Origin of the sequence: Myroides odoratimimus, from assembly GCF_004337635.1 — a bacterium.
GTDB classification, from domain to species: Bacteria; Bacteroidota; Bacteroidia; order Flavobacteriales; family Flavobacteriaceae; genus Flavobacterium; species Flavobacterium odoratimimum.
On sequence record NZ_CP037427.1, the window covers coordinates 812387 to 827971 of the forward strand.

At 35.8% G+C, this 15585-nt stretch carries 10 protein-coding genes; 3 read left to right on the forward strand and 7 right to left on the reverse strand.

The genetic code is table 11. From position 1 onward, the window contains the following. Positions 1-47: 47 nt before the first annotated feature. A complete protein-coding gene (locus E0Z07_RS03845) occupies positions 48-863 on the reverse strand; it encodes a hypothetical protein (protein ID WP_225581970.1) in 816 nt (271 codons plus the stop codon). Positions 864-956: 93 nt separating this feature from the next. Further along, positions 957-2753, reverse strand: coding sequence for a translation elongation factor 4 (gene lepA, locus E0Z07_RS03850; RefSeq protein WP_006259773.1), 1797 nt, complete (start codon positions 2751-2753; stop codon positions 957-959). 293 nt (positions 2754-3046) lie between these two features. Here lepA and E0Z07_RS03855 point away from each other — a divergent pair, with 293 nt between their 5' ends. Continuing rightward, positions 3047-3928, forward strand: a complete 882-nt coding sequence (locus E0Z07_RS03855) for an esterase-like activity of phytase family protein (protein ID WP_006259774.1) — start codon at positions 3047-3049, stop codon at positions 3926-3928. Here E0Z07_RS03855 and E0Z07_RS03860 read toward each other — a convergent pair. After that, positions 3911-7651 (reverse strand): BamA/TamA family outer membrane protein, encoded by a 3741-nt coding sequence (locus E0Z07_RS03860; RefSeq protein WP_131540308.1) that lies wholly within the window; start codon positions 7649-7651, stop codon positions 3911-3913. The genes E0Z07_RS03855 and E0Z07_RS03860 overlap by 18 nt on opposite strands. Positions 7652-7678: 27 nt before the next feature. Here E0Z07_RS03860 and E0Z07_RS03865 point away from each other — a divergent pair, with 27 nt between their 5' ends. Then, positions 7679-8836: a Pycsar system effector family protein gene (locus E0Z07_RS03865; protein WP_006264577.1), complete on the forward strand. Its 1158-nt coding sequence runs from the start codon at positions 7679-7681 to the stop codon at positions 8834-8836. On the opposite strand, the gene E0Z07_RS03870 is transcribed toward E0Z07_RS03865, so the two are convergent. Then, on the reverse strand, positions 8817-11183 hold the full coding sequence (locus E0Z07_RS03870; RefSeq protein ID WP_006264576.1) for a hypothetical protein: 2367 nt from the start codon (positions 11181-11183) through the stop codon (positions 8817-8819). The two genes, E0Z07_RS03865 and E0Z07_RS03870, sit on opposite strands and share 20 nt — an antisense overlap. Positions 11184-11338: 155 nt before the next feature. On the opposite strand from E0Z07_RS03870, the gene dusB reads away from it, so the two are divergent. Further along, positions 11339-12331 carry a tRNA dihydrouridine synthase DusB gene (gene dusB, locus E0Z07_RS03875; RefSeq protein ID WP_006266762.1) on the forward strand — a complete coding sequence of 331 codons (993 nt, stop codon included), beginning with the start codon at positions 11339-11341 and terminating at the stop codon, positions 12329-12331. 218 nt (positions 12332-12549) lie between these two features. Here dusB and E0Z07_RS03880 read toward each other — a convergent pair whose 3' ends face one another. From E0Z07_RS03880 to E0Z07_RS03890, 3 genes are all read right to left on the reverse strand, one after another. Next, on the reverse strand, positions 12550-13137 hold the full coding sequence (locus E0Z07_RS03880; protein WP_006264575.1) for a type 1 glutamine amidotransferase family protein: 588 nt from the start codon (positions 13135-13137) through the stop codon (positions 12550-12552). 116 nt (positions 13138-13253) lie between these two features. Continuing rightward, positions 13254-14084, reverse strand: a complete 831-nt coding sequence (locus tag E0Z07_RS03885) for a mechanosensitive ion channel family protein (RefSeq protein ID WP_006259780.1) — start codon at positions 14082-14084, stop codon at positions 13254-13256. A 20-nt stretch (positions 14085-14104) separates the two neighbouring features. Then, entirely contained in the window at positions 14105-15304 is a 1200-nt protein-coding gene (locus E0Z07_RS03890) for a C1 family peptidase (RefSeq protein ID WP_165868441.1), read from the reverse strand. Positions 15305-15585 lie beyond the last annotated feature (281 nt).

A 15585-nucleotide genomic window follows, 5' to 3' on the forward strand; every position in this document is an offset into this window, starting at 1 on the left:
ATTGATTACTCAGTCGGCTTTTATATTTATATACACTAGTCCATTTACTAACAACTAAAGTCTACAGATATAGCTCCTGCTAAGTAGATAAAATGTTGAGCTCCTTTAGATAAATATACTTCTACAGACTGTATTTCATATTCAGGTGAAGCATCGAACACAAAATCTAAGTTGCCATCTCCGTCTAAATCCCCAACAAACAACAGCTGTACAAAGGTGTCATTAAAGCTTGGGATATCAAGGATTACTTGTTCTGCCTCTCCATTGACTGTAAGGTATAACTTATAATCTTTAAACTTCTTATATTTCTTAGTCTTACCACTATCATCTGTATAGTCATAAGAATCTACTTGCTCACCTTCTGCTCTCAAAATATACTGTTTCCCATTAAATAGATACTCCTGTGGAGCATCAGGCCATAAAGGTTGCTCTTTAATGTTTAGAGCAGTCTTAGCGCCTTTCTTGATCATTGCATTGGGACCTAAGAAAAAAATAGGTTCCACAGGGCCTGTAGAGAAGATTCCTAGTTGCTCACTTTCTGTACACTCATTCATCTCTTCACTGATGGCATAATCTGCTTTAATAACTTGAAAAAGTCCTTTCTTTTCTTCAAAAGCTAACCATTTATCATTGACCTTATTGAATTCTTCTTGGTGGAAATCCTTGTCGTAATATCTAGGAATAAGAATGTCTAGAATGATGTTTTCTTCCTTACCATATATTGTTAGAGCAGGTTTTTCTTCTTCTGTCGCAGTTACTACTTCTTCTGTAGAAGGTTTAACCTCAGGAATCACTTCTTTCTCTTTTGTTTCTTTACACCCTACCAATGCAAGTAGTGTGAATATGAACAAGGTTTTTTTCATATCGTATATTGGTCTGTTATATTTACATTTTAAATCAAAAAAAAAGACTACCAATGTTGATAGTCTTTTCATTAAATATTTTAAAAGCTGTATTTAGTCATTTAACTTTAATACAGCCATAAATGCTTCTTGTGGGATTTCTACGTTTCCTACTTGACGCATACGCTTTTTACCTGCTTTTTGTTTTTCAAGTAATTTACGTTTACGAGAGATATCCCCTCCATAACACTTAGCTGTTACGTCTTTACGAAGAGCTTTTACTGTTTCACGAGCAATTACTTTTACTCCGATAGCTGCCTGAATAGGAATATCGAACTGCTGACGTGGGATAAGTTCTTTTAATTTCTCACACATCTTCTTACCGATATGATAAGCGTTATCAGCGTGCATTAATGCTGATAATGCATCCACTACGTTAGCATTGAGCATTACGTCTACTTTCACTAAGTTAGAAGTACGCATTCCGATAGGAGAATAATCGAACGAAGCATATCCTTTAGATACAGTCTTCAATCTATCATAGAAGTCAAATACAATCTCTGCCAATGGCATATCAAACATTAACTCAACTCTATCTTCTGTAAGGTAAGTTTGGTTAGTGATAATACCACGCTTATCAATACAAAGACTCATTACTTGTCCAACGAAGTCAGCTTTAGTAATAATAGTCGCTTTAATATATGGTTCTTCTACTCTTTCTAATTTAGAAGGTTCTGGTAAGTCAGATGGGTTATTTACTATAATAGGTGTATCAGGTTCTTTCTTAGTATATGCTAAGTAAGAAACGTTAGGTACAGTAGTAATAACAGTCATGTTAAACTCACGCTCTAAGCGCTCTTGGATGATCTCCATGTGTAACATTCCTAAGAATCCACAACGGAAACCAAAACCTAAAGCGGCAGAACTCTCTGCTGCGAATACTAATGAAGCGTCGTTAAGTTGTAACTTCTCCATAGAGTTACGCAACTCTTCATAATCTTCTGTGTCTACAGGATAGATACCCGCAAATACCATTGGTTTTACGTTCTCAAACCCTTCGATCATATTTTGAGTAGGTTCTTTTGCATCAGTGATGGTATCTCCTACTTTTACTTCTCTTGCTTCTTTAATACCAGAGATTAAGTAACCTACGTCACCTGTTTTAATCTCTTGTTTAGCTACTTGATTTAATTTAAGTGTTCCAATCTCATCTGCGAAATACTCTTTATTAGTAGCCATGAACTTAATCCTCTGACCTTTCTTAATCGTACCATTAACCACACGAAAGATTACCTCAATTCCACGGAATGGGTTATATACAGAGTCAAATATTAAAGCTTGTAATGGCTCCTCAGGATTCCCTTTAGGTGCAGGAACTCTCTCGATAATAGCTTCCAAGATATCTTCTACCCCTAATCCTGTCTTACCTGATGCAGGAATAATCTCTTCATAGTCACATCCTAATAAATCAACGATATCATCGCTTACTTCTTCTGGATTAGCACTTGGTAAGTCAATCTTATTTAATACAGGAATAATCGTTAAATCATTCTCTAATGCTAAATACAAGTTAGAAATAGTCTGAGCCTGGATACTCTGAGCAGCATCAACAATCAATAACGCACCTTCACACGCTGCAATAGACCTAGAAACTTCATAAGAAAAGTCTACGTGTCCTGGGGTATCAATTAAGTTAAGTATATATTTCTCTCCTTTATGAGTATATTCCATTTGGATAGCGTGAGATTTAATAGTAATACCTCTTTCACGCTCTAAGTCCATACTGTCTAAAAGCTGAGCTTGTTGCTCACGAGCAGTTACAGTCTGTGTAGCGTCAAGTAATCTATCTGCTAACGTACTTTTACCATGGTCAATATGAGCAATAATACAAAAGTTTCTAATGTTCTTCATCTTCGTAATATCAAAGTTTATTGGATTATATGCCCATTAGAAGTATTGAAACCACTTTCAATAATCATATAATCTAGATTCTAAGGCTCTTACATTCTTTTAATTAAAGAATCTACCTAGCCTATATTTTGCAAATATACTTTAAAGTTTCAATTTTTAGTTATTTTTCTGTCTTACAATCTCCCTTTATTTAAAAGAAATTGGTTATAATATCTATTGCATTAGATTTAGTAGTCTATTCTATGTTTTATAAAGACACATTTAGTAACTTTATATTCATAAAAGAATACACTATGAAATCATTACTTACAATATCCTTATTCTCTTTAGCGACCTTAGTAAGTTGCGGACAAAAGAGTGATATCACAAAAGATCATATCATACTTCCGAATAACCTTAAAGAGGTATCAGGGCTATACTATGATGCTACTTCTAATTCATTCTGGGCACTACAAGATAGTGGCAATAAGAATGAGTTATATCAAATCAAAGCTGATGGTAAAATAAGCCATACTCTAAAAATAAAAGACCAAAAGAATATAGACTGGGAAGAATTAACTGCAGATAAAGAAGGCAATCTTTATATCGGAGACTTTGGAAATAATAAGAATACTAGAAAGGATCTACGCATCTTAAAGATAAACAAAGACGATTTGCAAAAAGATAAGACAGAGGTAGCTGCAGTAATCTCATTTGAATACCCTGAACAAAAAGCCTTCCCTCCTAAAGAGACTGAATTATTATATGACGCAGAAGCTTTTATCTTATACAATAATAACTTCTACATCTTCACTAAAAATAGAAGTAAAGGCTTCGATGGAACCTCTTTAGTATATAAAATACCTAATCAAGCAGGGCATCACAAAGCTGAACATGTACAAACATTCAATGGATGTAATATATACAAACACTGTGCTATCACAGGCGCTGCTATCAGTCCAGACGAGAAGACTTTTGTACTGCTATCTCATTCTAAACTTTGGATAATAGACGGTTTTAATCCCAACGCTATTATGGATGGAAAGATTAGTGAGCACAAACTACACCACGTCTCTCAAAAAGAGTCTGTGACTTTTGGAGACAACAATACTATCTATTTAGCTGACGAGGTAAAAGATAAAAAAGGTGGTAAAATTTATAAAGTGGATTTGGGTACATTAAAACCCAAACCCTAATCCAAATACAAAGCGACCTCCATCTACACTGTTAAAGAAAGAGCAGTGTAGAGTCGCTTGTTCTACAGCACTTATCCACAGTCCTGCCCCATAAGAGTTATGCCATTTAGTAGAAGACTCCCCTGGCTGCCATACTCTACCGTAATCGAAGCCTCCATAGAAACCATAACTCATAGGAAGAAACCCTGCTGTAAACTGACCTGCATTAAATCTTAAATCTGTTGTTTGTACAAAAGATGTCTTTCCTGTAAAACGCTCTGGTCTAAAACCTCTTAAGTTAGCATTACCCCCTATAGTGGCTGCGTGGTAAAAATCGTAGTTATCATTAAACCTTGTTTGGTATGTAAAATTAGTCGCAAGTACTAATCTTTCACCTCTATCAATATAGTGTAAGAAACTCGCTTTAAGGTCTAAATACGCAAAGTTCTGCTTAGTCTCCTCTAAATTCATTCTCCACCCAAGTTTTGAATTAAAACCAAAGCCAACTGTTGGATTAGCAGGATAATTATACTGCTCATAGTTATACTCTACCTTAAGACCTCCATACTGTTGAAAATCAAAAACCTTAGCATCTACACCATTTACATCATCGGTGATATATCTATCCGTTTGATGTTTTACCTTTAAGGCATCATATTCTAAGTTTGCTTCAAAACTAGCTCCCTGTTTTCCTTCATATCTATACCCAGGAGAAACAGAATAGCTCTCAATGCGTACTCTCTTATAATCTTTGCCTTTTTCTTTATCAAAATAATACGTTTCATTCCCCAGTCCGTAGTAATTAACTGCAAAGTTAGGACTAGTCGCTCTACCGCCTATCGTAAACATCCAGTCATTAGTCGCATTAGGGAAATACCCTTTATACTCTGCCTCTAACCCCTTTGTATTAAAAGAGTAGAAACCTTTCAACACATGCTTTGCTGTATAAGGATCTTGAATAAACTTAGAACGTGTAGAACTGTATAAAAAGCCAAGCTTAACACCATCTTCCGGATTAAAACCAATATTTGGCAATAACATATTCAAGTTAAGAGGTACTCGCTCATAATTAAAGTTATTAATGTCATACTTATTAGTCAGTATTGTTCTTCCATTAGAACCTTCCATCTTTACTTCATTCTTCTTATCCGCATAATCATACACGATTACTTTAGAAGCATTATCTACTAAGAAAGTGTCTTGATTCTTACCACCTATTAATCTAATCTTAATCTTCGCTTTCTCATCTCCACTTACTTTAAAAGTATCCTCATCGTTCAGTCCATATACCCAAATCTCTTTAGTCTCAGTAGCATTATATACCTTATCGAATACTAGTTCTTCTCCAGTCTTTTTAGCTCTATATTGTTTTACACGAACATTCCCTTCAGCCAATCTCTCAATATCAAACATCTCTTTCTTATCAGTTCCTGATAAGATGACATACTCGCGTAACTGTTTATAATATTTCGGCAAGAAAGCATCTATCTTACTACGTCTTGCTTTGAATATTCTTTTGATTTCTTCTACCTCTTTTGTTAGTACTTCTTGAGGCAATTTACTAAACGCCTCGTCTAAAGCCTCATCGTCTAACTTCTCTACAACATCCTTAGCCTCTCTCAACCAATCTTCTAAAGAAGTACCTTTTAACAAGTATTGATCTAATGGAAAAGCTGTTTTATTAATCCATCTAGGATTAGCGAAGTCTTCTGTATAATTCTGCATATGTCTAAGTGGTGGTAGCTTCTTTATCAATGATAACAAAGCACCATCTATCTTAGCAAAAGCCTGATCTCTATCTCTAGGTACTGGTCTATAGATAACTTTATCTCCTTCGGCAAACTCTGACCATCTCCACTGGTCACCATGTCTATCCCAGTCTCCAATAAGCATATCAAAGATTCTAGCACGCATATAAGCAGTCTGATCTACCTCATACTTCTCATCTTTTCTCAACTTCGCAATAACATCAGTTGTACTGATAATATTACTAACGTTCCCAAAGCTTACTTCATCCTCATATCCTGACGAAGGTCTCTCCTCAATCATATACAATTCGTCCCCATAGTTATCATTAAACCTACCTAAGACAGACTGCTTAGGTACATAATACAACTCTGGATTAGTGTGATACATCCCTATCTTATCTGCTAAACCATCAAGTATAAATGGTGTATATGGATGTGAAGTCGTATAGAAGTCATATATAAATCGCTCTGTCCAAGTATTGTCAAAAGCATTCATCACATAGTGATCCTTAAACACAGCAGTCTGTGCAAAACGAGATACACTCTTACGCACACCACGCATCACATACTCTTTACCCTCTTTATCCACTAATCTTAAAGACATAGACTGATTACCTCCTCCAGATATAGTAGGTGTAAGTCCTCCTTTTAGAGTAGTCAAATCTGCTACAGACGCCGTTATCGGTGTACCGTATACATTGCGATAATGCTCCCCCCATAAGAATCGATAGAACTTACTCTTTTCTGTCCATTGTTTAGGATATACACTAGCTTGCGCTGTTTGTTGTTCAAGCTCTTTATTATCTATACTTCGGTTTTCTTTTCCACCTCCAAAGTTATCTAACATCACAGTGCTATATAAAGCTGTATATCCCCCATCTTTATAACCATAGAAAGAAAGCTTAGCACTCTTATCTTCTCTAATCTCTAGCTTAGAATACCCAAACACACCAGCAGAGAAATCTCCTTCTACAACCGCTCTAGCAGGCGTAAGATTGCTCATCGCTCCACTTATTATCTGCTTTACACCACCTCTATCTATATACTGTAGATTATGCTCATGACCTGATGCTATCACTACATTTGTATACATTTGCGCGATTGTTCTTATACGCTTATTTAGCTCATTGTATTTTTTGCTTTGAAGATCTTGAGGATTTATCCCAGACATCTGTCTAGTATAGTTATATATACTTCCTATAACTGGTAGAGGCACACTCCCTCCTAAAGGAAACAAATGATCTTGCACAGAGAACTTCCCTCCGTGATTACCATTGCTATATACAGGGTGATACATCGCTAATACCACCACCTTATTCTGATTCTTATTAATCTCACCTCTTACTTCTTCAAAGAAATCTTCTCTCGTCTTTATATCACAGTCTTCATTGATATTCGGATGATTATCCCAATTCTCAATATACCACTGACTATCAATCACGATTAGTACAGTCTCATCATTTATCTTAAGCCTTTCTAGTCCACAAACTTTACGAGGAAGTAGAGCTTTCTTATTCCCTGTTCTTTCGACTAAATATTTATCTAGATTCTTAATTCCTTCATAACTACCTTGCCAATCTGATTCACCGTTAATGAATACTGTCGTTCCCTTATTGCTTTCCACTAACCCCAATTGACTTGCTAAGCCATCTTCTGCTTTCTTTCTTTTTTTAGAAGAAGTACCTGGCATTCCTTTCTTGGTATTATTCCCTAATAATACTAATGTTGAGTTCTTATCACTCTCTTGACTCAACATCTGTTTAAAAGCTTCTAAATGTTCTTGTTCCTTCGTATTATTCGCTTGGTTTAAGTTTCCAGCCAAATAATAAGTATGCACAATTTTTTGATTGCTATTACGTTCTTGAGAAAACGCCCTGTTTTTAGTACCGTACTGAGGCTCTAATGTTGCACAAGATACTAGACCTAATAAAGAGGTTAAAGAAAGTACAACAGCTATTTTTGAAAGCTTTAACGGTGTTTCAAAAAATATTTTCATATTTTAGGGGTTATAAAGGTTATGACTATGACGATTCTACAAAAGATTGAAGAACACATCTTTCAGATACACAAAGATACACTATCACATCAATATACGTACCACAATTTTAACCATACAGTACGTGTTGTTAATGGTTTAGAAGAAATTTTAAATCATTTAACAGTAGATAGTCATAATGCTAATTTATTGAGATATGCAGCGTGGTTTCACGATATAGGTTATATTAATTCTTGGGAAGGACATGAAGAACGAGGTGCACAGATGGCACAAACTTACCTATTAGAGAACGGAGTACCTCATGATGACGTATTAACCGTTATGCAATTAATACGTGCTACTAAGCTAGACTATGTTCCAGATAATGACTTAGAGTGTATTATTAAAGATGCAGACTTCGCACACTTCTCAGACGAGAATTATGTAGAGACTAGTAATCTGCTAAAGAAAGAAATAGAAAACTTATGTTCTAAAACATTTACTAGACTAGAATGGTTAGAGCAGAATAGAGATGTGATGCTGTATAGACATCGCTATTACACCAACTATGCTCAACAAAATTGGCAACCTACTAAACAAAAGAATCTGCTAGATGTACTGTCTAAAATAGATAAAATAAACTCTAACAAAAAGAAAAAAGAGAAGATAGAATCTAATAGAACAATCGATACTCTATTCAGAACTACTTTGCGTAACCATACTCAACTTAGTGCCATAGCAGATAGAAAAGCAAATATCTTATTATCTGTCAACGCGATTATTATCTCTATCTGTCTATCGACATTAATACCTAAACTAGACAGTCCGAGCAATGCTCATTTGATTGTGCCTACATTTGTATTATTAATATTTAGTGTGGCGACTATCATCTTTGCAATACAATCTACTAGACCCAAATTAACGTCAGGTAAGTTTACAAAAGAAGAAGTTGAAAATAGACAAGTTAACTTACTGTTTTTCGGAACATTTCATCAGATGCCTTTTGAAGAATATGAAGAATCTCTAAGTGAAATCATGAAAGACAAACAATACCTACACCACGCCCTAACAAAGGACCTATATAGTTTAGGTATTGTCTTAAACAAGAAGTATAAGTTCTTGCGTATCACTTATGCTATTTTTACATTAGGTATTATTCTATCTGTTATCACCTTTACATTAGCATTTAGAGGTATTGGTTTTTAAGGTAATTATGCATCAGTGTATCATAATCTAATGATTCTATATCAAAGTCTAGATTCACACCTACGCGCAGTCCTATAAGACCAGACACACTCTGCATATCTTCGATTAGAAACTGCTCTAGATTGTGATCTAGAAGGCCTACCTTTTGTCCAAACTCAATGTACCCTAGATATTCTTCTAAATCATAAGTAGAAGCAAAGGCAATTGTAATCTTTTTGGGTTGTACGATGCGTTCAGTCGAGTCTTTTATATTCGCTTTATCTAATCTCTTTTTGATAATCTCATATCGGGTATTATATGCCCCATCGATATCGAAGCGCTTCTCGTCCATTCTGAACTGAATACCTAGAGAAGAATCATATACTAAGATTAGTACAGTCACATCCATCTTTAGTGGTTCATTCACATTATTGCGATAGTGTATACACATCTGTTCACACATTACCTGTAATTGCCACAAACGAAGATTGTGTAGATACGTAAAGTCAAAAGACTTCATTGGACTGATAGAACTACCTATATAAATATTGTGTTCTACCCCATCTGTCTTAAATCGTTCATAATAATGAGGAAAAACTTTCTGTACAGACTCTTGTCTCTGATCTAATAGATCAGTGAAAGTCTTATTCATCTTACCCACCTGAGTATCATATATCTTTCTATATCTATAATAGATACCTAGCTCTTCATCTATATAAGAAAAGTACTCGTCTAATCGAGGTCTGTAAAATAAGTGTTCATCCTTTAATAAATAAGGGTGTACCTCATTGGTCACATAGTTCTGAATGCGCTGTTCTAACCCTGTCACGAAGTCCTCTTCTAAGTGTCTTAAATAGGCTTTTAACTTTAGAATATGTCTTTCTAAGATTAACGCATTCTCGCTAAAAGTACAATTGCGAAACACAGCGATTAACTTCTCTAGCTGCTCTCTAAGGTCACCTAGAATAGCTTCGTTGCGGAGTGCTCCAGATCCTTTTATATCTATCTCTCCATATAAAGGATATACATTCTGAAATGCAATAGGATTAATAAAGTAATCTTTATCTGCTACACTATCGATATAGTTGCGTCGAGCTTCTTCTAAGAACTTCCAATAAACACTAGGGTGTATCGTTGTAAACTCTCGTTGGATAATAGCCTCTACCTGATTAAGCATATCTGACTTCACTCGTTGGAAAGTCTCTGATATAATCGGCATCAAAGCATTTAGCTTCTGTGCATTCACACTATTCAGCACTCTAGGCTCTTCTGAGACTATCTCGAAGACACCTTCTACACCACTAGACAGTACTACAGGGCTAAACAGTCCACTGCGCACCCCCTGTCTTTTAAGGTGTAGACACATCACGCACTCCTTATCATTAGCTAATACTACATCTACATCAGAGATACTATAATATCCTTTTTGATCAACCACAGTCGCATACGCCTTCTCTGATAGAATAATAGAAGAGTTCGCCTCATCTAGTAAAAAACTAGGCATAGCCATCATCTCATTAGTCTCCTTCTGTATCAATGTATCTACTACTAAGGGCGTGTACCCTATACGCAGATTAGGCACTCTGAATATAGAGCTGAATAGTTGCCCTAAGATAGCTCCTATTGGTTCGCGTTGTAACTCTGCTTTTAAGAAATTCTCTTTTAATAAAGACATCGCATTCTCTATTGTGGCATCTACTAGACTGATAATACCAAACCCTTTCAGCACCCAACTCTTCTGAGGAAACTTCTCTTTCCACAACTCTAGATTATCAAAATTATCTTCTAGTAGCTCGATATCTTCCTTAGTCAGCATGACCGCATCTTCTGTAGGCACTACCTCTACGAAGTCTGCATTATACAGTACTCTATAGTGATGGATAATCCCCTTAGCGTCTGGCAAGTCTACAAACAGAGGACGAGTTAAGTCAAATGTCGCCCTAAAATAATGATTCATGATAATACAACAGCACGCTATATAATACTGGTGTTGGTTAAAATCTCTGATCTCTATATTATAGTTACCACCACTCTCCTCGATAATCTTTCTAAACCTTCTACTGTGATTAAACATCAACTTCTGAAGAGGCATCCCCACTGCCTTAATCTCATTATCCGTCAAGGCTATCGGAAATAATATCTCTAGTAACTCCCCTATCAATGCCTCATGTTCTACTAATAGATTATAATCTTCTATAATCTCAAGCAAACATGGCACTTCATTGATACGACCTAATAAGTCTCTAAAATACGTCTTCTTCATTTCATTCTTCTCAGGATCATCGATAAAAGCTTGCATAGCTTCCACCAGACGGTGAAAAGAAAATTTGATATCAAACGGGGTATAATCAAAAGTGGCGAGTCTCATAATATGTTAGGTGCTTTAGGAGATAAAGATACGAAATTCTCACTTTTACATTACACTTATCACATCCTCTAATTTTCCTATTTCACAACAATATCAAAACTAAAAACCTGAAATCTAAAAAAATCGTACTTTTGCCTCAAATTTCTAGAACGAATATGATTAAAATAGGCAATATAGAACTACCAGATCATCCATTGTTATTAGCTCCAATGGAGGATGTTAGTGACCCACCTTTTCGCCGTCTGTGTAAGAAGCACGGTGCAGATCTAATGTACTCAGAGTTTATCTCTTCTGAAGGATTGATTAGAGATGCGATGAAAAGTAAAATGAAATTAGACATCTTCGACTATGAACGCCCTGTAGGGATACAAATATTCGGTGGTGATGAAGAAGCGATGGCAGAATCTGCTCGAATCGTAGAGACTGTACAGCCAGATTTAGTTGATATTAACTTTGGTTGTCCTGTAAAGAAAGTGGTATCTAAAGGAGCAGGTGCGGGGGTATTAAAAGATATTGACTTGATGATTCGCCTGACTAAAGCTGTAGTACAGAGTACTCACTTACCTGTGACAGTGAAGACACGTCTAGGATGGGATGAGGAATCTATCAATATTGACGAAGTAGCAGAGCGCTTACAAGATGTAGGGGTTCAGGCATTGACTATACATGCACGTACTAGAGCGCAGATGTATAAAGGTCATTCTGACTGGACACATATAGAGCGCATTAAGAACAACCCACGCATCCAGATTCCTATCTTCGGGAATGGAGATATAGACAGCCCACAAAAAGCCTTAGAGTACAAAGAGACTTTTGGGTTAGACGGTATGATGATCGGTCGTGCTGCTATTGGTTATCCGTGGATATTCGATGAGATCAAGCACTTTTTTAACACAGGAGAGATATTACCTCCTCCTACTATCAAGGATAGATTAGAAGCTGCTAAAAATCATTTGATCTGGTCTATGGAATGGAAAGGAGAGCGATTAGGTATCGTAGAGATGAGACGTCACTACACTAATTACTTTAAAGGAATACACGGTTTTAAACCACATCGTTTAAAATTAGTGACTACTGATGACCCTATCGAGTTATTATCCCTATTCGATAGAATAGCAGAAGAATATAAAGACTACGTAATAGAGTAAATCTTATACATAAAAAAACCACCTATTAATAGGTGGTTTTTTCTCTTTTTCAAAACAATTTCTATACTGTAATCTCTGATTCACAGACTTACTAAATGAAATTATTCACATAATTACTAGCGCATAATTATGTTATCACTAACTATACCAAAATGTCCTCTGAAGCGAACTATTTTTATTGGTTTCTGTTTATAAACGCATTTCTGGCTCCGTTAGTATTACGCTGCTGGAAAAATACCATATTTAAACAACTGAAACCATCTATCTACATATTCACTGTTAAAGTCTAGCACCTTCATCACTTCTCTACTAAACTCTGTAGCTCCTATACCACTAGCTGTTACTACATTTTGATCTCTTACCACGAGCTGATCTACATAGTTCTTCTCTCCGTGATAAGTAGGTACAAATCCTTTCATATAGAACAAGGCATTACTCGTATGCTTCACGTAGTCTAGCATACCTTTCTGAGCTAAATAAAGCGTAGCTCCACAAATAGCAGCTATTGGTAACTGGTATTTATAAATCCCATAAACTACCCTATCAATAGCATTAAAGTTATTTGTACTCTTTTCCCACATCTCTCCTCCTGGCAGTATTAAAAGTTTCAGTGTAGAGATGTCTATATCCTCTAGACTACAGTCTACCTTAACCTTTAACCCTCCTACCGAAGTAACATCAGCACCTGTATCAGAGACAGTTAATACCTGGTATCGACTATCTTGTATTAATTCAGGCATCAGATATCCAATCTCCCAATCTGAATATCCATCAAATAAGTAAATGTAAATATGATTTGCTTCCATCTTCTTCTTTTTCTCAAAGATATAGCAATATTGTATCAACTTAAATAAAACAGTCGCTACAAATCATAGCAAAAAAAACTCCTTTCGATTTGAAAGGAGTTTTCTACTATTCTTATTTATTTTATTTCTTTATCTGAGATAACATGTATATCTCTCTGTGGAAATGGAATCTCGATATTAGCATCATCTAAAGCATTCTTCACTATCTGCTGAATCGCGAATACTGTATCCCAGTAATTAGCTTTATCCATCCATACACGTACATTTAAGTTTACAGAGCTATCTGCTAAACTATTCACAAAAATGATTGGCTTCGGATCTTGCTTCACCTCTTTGTGCTTCGCTAATGCTTCTTGGATAACATTCTGTGCTGTCTTAATATTAGTATCATATGAGATACCTACTACGAAGTCATATCTACGTGAAGATATATCACTATAATTAGTAATCACAGAATTGGCTAAAGGTCCATTAGGACTAAAAATCTTTAATCCAGTAGGTCCTGTTAGAGTAGTATATAACAAATCTATCTTATCTATAGTACCTTCTGTACCACTAGTATTAGATACATAATCCCCAACCTTAAAAGGTTTAAACAATAAGATTAATACTCCTCCTGCAAAGTTAGATAAACTCCCCTGAAGCGCTAAACCAATAGCTAAACCAGCAGAGGCGAATATCGTTAAGAACGATGTCGTCTGAATACCCATAGTAGAAGCAGCAGTTAATATCAATAAGATATATAAAACCACTTTAATAATGCTCAATAAGAATCCCCTTAAAGACTTCTCCATATCACGCTTCTCAAAACGACGACCTAATCCTTTTAAAATAGCTTTAACAATAAAACTACCAATAACTAGTATTAATATTCCAACACCGATTTTAGGTAGAGCTCCCAAAGTATTAGTAATCATATTCTCTATTCCTCCAGCAAATTTTTCCATAACATTTTTTTTATTTTTATTTACAATTTCATTTTCTTAGCGATTCCCTTTGGGATACCATCTTTATGGATCATGATATCCGTTGTTTTATACTTCACGAACTCTTTACTCATATACATATATCCTTTATAGTCATTCGTAGTTCCCCAAGAGTTCTTGATGATATAGTACTCTCTACTTTTTTGATCTTTAGCGATACCTACGATGTGCATCCCGTGATCATCTGTAGTCGTATAGTTATCGAATGCCTCTTGACGCATCTCAGGAGTTACTTTTCTCTCTGGTTTTGGTCCGTTAAACATTTCTTCTTTCTCTTCAGCAGACATATCCTCCCAATCCTTCTCAGGAACGAAAGCTACACCATTTTTCCAGCTAAAGTATTTCTCACTCACATCACCAGCCCATGCTACAGTAAATCCGTTATTTACAGCGTGATCGATGATCTCAGTTAGCTCCTGCATTGGTACATTATACACTTGATTAAAAGCCCAGTTATCAGGCACTAATAATACAAACTTCTCGTACATAGGGTAGTTTAGGTCTGATCCTATCTCTACATAATCATCAGCGTTAATCCCTACTACCTCTTTCGCAAAGCTCTGTGGAGTATATTTTTTACCTTCCCATGTAAACTCCTTAGGAGCCTCTCCTAGATAGGCGTCTATAGCAGCAGTATATGCTTTCTCCCAGTTCGGAGTTAATTTTCTATTCGGGTTAGATACTACCGCCTTTAAGATACCTTCTTGTACCGCAGCCATCTCTCCAAATTTATTAATCGTCGTACCATAGTTCAGTCCATCATATACAGACTGAGGTACTGCTCCATACATTCTATACATATTCATCACATCGTGAAACGCACCACCATCACCTAGCGTTACCGCACCATGCATTCTTACATACATTTTTCCTTTTTCGATATATGCATTACGAGCAGAGAATATCTGAGAAATCTCTACAGGGCGTTTTCCCATTCTCATCATTTCTGACTCGATAAATGAGTTCGCTGAGTAAGACCAACATGTCCCTGAAGAACCTTGATTTTTCACAGAAGTGTTTTCAATATTCACTACATCTGTAAACGTGTAAAGCTCTTTACTCTTTGCACTTGCATTTAATTTTAATGAGTTTACTAAGTTATCTTGCGCTACTGTAGTAACAGAATATCCAGCCGACAACATAAGGGCTAAAACCCATGCTTTTAATTGATTTTTATACATATCGTTAGGTTTGTTAGAATCGTAAAGATAAAAAAAGTGATTTAAACAGCCTTACCTTCTACCACAAAACTACATTTCTTTAGCATATTCATACAAAATCGTCTGAATAACTACTTCATTAACACTCTTTCACTCCATCTCACTCCCCATTAACTCATTTTCGTTACATCCTACTATTACACTCCTCTAGATTTAGCTATAGTTACTATGATTACAATATGCTCACCATATGTTCGGGTAGTGATAGGCTATTTTTGGTACTTTTAAGCCGACCAAATGCC

Coding starts and splice junctions, on each gene's coding strand:
- dusB (WP_006266762.1), top strand. CDS start 11,339: ATGATTAAAATAGGCAATATAGAACTACCAGATCATCCATTGTTATTA.
- lepA (WP_006259773.1), bottom strand. CDS start 2,753: ATGAAGAACATTAGAAACTTTTGTATTATTGCTCATATTGACCATGGT.
- E0Z07_RS03845 (WP_225581970.1), bottom strand. CDS start 863: ATGAAAAAAACCTTGTTCATATTCACACTACTTGCATTGGTAGGGTGT.
- E0Z07_RS03865 (WP_006264577.1), top strand. CDS start 7,679: ATGACGATTCTACAAAAGATTGAAGAACACATCTTTCAGATACACAAA.
- E0Z07_RS03890 (WP_165868441.1), bottom strand. CDS start 15,304: ATGTATAAAAATCAATTAAAAGCATGGGTTTTAGCCCTTATGTTGTCG.
- E0Z07_RS03855 (WP_006259774.1), top strand. CDS start 3,047: ATGAAATCATTACTTACAATATCCTTATTCTCTTTAGCGACCTTAGTA.
- E0Z07_RS03860 (WP_131540308.1), bottom strand. CDS start 7,651: ATGAAAATATTTTTTGAAACACCGTTAAAGCTTTCAAAAATAGCTGTT.
- E0Z07_RS03870 (WP_006264576.1), bottom strand. CDS start 11,183: ATGAGACTCGCCACTTTTGATTATACCCCGTTTGATATCAAATTTTCT.
- E0Z07_RS03880 (WP_006264575.1), bottom strand. CDS start 13,137: ATGGAAGCAAATCATATTTACATTTACTTATTTGATGGATATTCAGAT.
- E0Z07_RS03885 (WP_006259780.1), bottom strand. CDS start 14,084: ATGGAAAAATTTGCTGGAGGAATAGAGAATATGATTACTAATACTTTG.